Source organism: Streptomyces sp. GbtcB7 (assembly GCF_019091445.1).
Taxonomy (GTDB): domain Bacteria; phylum Actinomycetota; class Actinomycetes; order Streptomycetales; family Streptomycetaceae; genus Streptomyces; species Streptomyces mirabilis.
In genome coordinates this window covers 1-228 of sequence record NZ_JAGXJM010000803.1, presented here as the reverse complement: position 1 = coordinate 228, position 228 = coordinate 1, and the positions used below count along the sequence as shown (strand labels likewise).

Annotated in this window: 1 pseudogene; it reads left to right on the top strand. The window is 77.6% G+C overall.

The features are described from left to right. Positions 1 to 47 precede the first annotated feature (47 nt). Positions 48 to 228, top strand: a pseudogene (locus KVT44_RS57615) (hypothetical protein); the annotation flags it as partial.

The window sequence follows — 228 nt, the reverse complement described above, 5'->3', positions numbered from 1 at the left end:
GAGGGGTACCGGGGCGACCAGGCCGACGAGGCCGACACGGCATGACCATGACCGCGCTCCACCTCACCGACGACGGGGAGGCGGCGGACCCCGCCGCCTTCCTCGCCCGGCTGATCCACTACGACCGCGCCGCCGCCGTACGCCTCCAGGCGTCCGGCACCGCGCGCGCGGTCTTCGGCCCGCCGCCGGCGGTCCAGGTTCTCGCGGTCCGTACGGCGCGGCTCGCCC